Source organism: Ruegeria sp. AM9, from assembly GCF_056540565.1.
The window spans coordinates 1-1,020 of record NZ_JBQFWY010000041.1; the positions used below are offsets into that span (position 1 = coordinate 1).

Sequence of the window (1,020 nt, forward strand, 5' to 3'; positions counted from 1 at the left end):
TGATCGACGGCGCGCGCAACATGATCGGCATCGCGCTGGCCACCGCCACCGCGGGCGTGATCGTGGGCACCGTGACGCTGACCGGTGTGGGCCAGGTGATGGCCGATCTGGTCGAGTTCCTGTCGGGCGGCAACCTGATCGCCATGCTGGCGCTGGTCGGCCTGCTGAGCCTGATCCTGGGCATGGGCCTGCCGACCACGGCGAACTATATCGTCGTCAGCTCGCTGATGGCCGGTGTGGTCGTGGAACTGGGCGCGCAGGACGGTCTGATCGTGCCGCTGATCGCGGTGCATCTGTTTGTGTTCTACTTCGGCATCATGGCCGATGTGACGCCACCCGTGGGTTTGGCCAGCTTTGCCGCTGCCGCCGTGTCGGGAGGCGACGCGATCAAGACGGGCTTTACCGCCTTCTTCTACAGCTTGCGCACCGTGGCGCTGCCCTTTGTGTTCATCTTCAACACCGATCTGCTGCTCATTGATGTGGGCTGGGTGCAGGGCATTCTGGTGGCTGTGTCCGCGACCATCGCGATTCTGATCTTCACCGCTGGCACGATGGGCTGGTTCCTGACCCGCAACCGCATCTACGAAAGCGTGGCGCTGATCCTGATCGCCTTTGCGCTGTTCCGCCCGGACTTCTTCATGAACCGGATCGCGCCTCCGTTTGCGCAGATCGAACCGGCGCAGCTGGAGCAGGCGGTGGGCGAGGCTGCCCCGGGCAGTTCCCTGCGCATCGAGGTCGCAGGCCCGGACTTTGACACCGGCAACATGACCGAAACCACGGTGGTTCTGACCATCGGGGATGAGGCTGACGGCGCCGCCCGCATCGACGCCCTGGGCCTGATCCCGCTGGAGGAAGACGGTCTGGTGAAACTCGACGAGCCTCTGTTCGGCACACCGGTTGGGGATGAGCTGGACATGTTCGACTACTACGCCGACGAGCCCGTCCGCATCACCACCGTGCAGGCCCCCCAGAACCAGCCGCCCAAGGAACTGATGTTCATCCCGGCGCTGCTGCTCTTGG

The 1,020-nt window shown here is 64.5% G+C and carries 1 protein-coding gene; it reads left to right on the plus strand.

Going from position 1 to position 1,020, the window contains the following annotated elements:
* Nucleotides 1-1,020: DUF3394 domain-containing protein (locus ACR0DO_RS19470; RefSeq protein WP_480561093.1), on the plus strand; the 1,020-nt coding region annotated here is incomplete at both ends.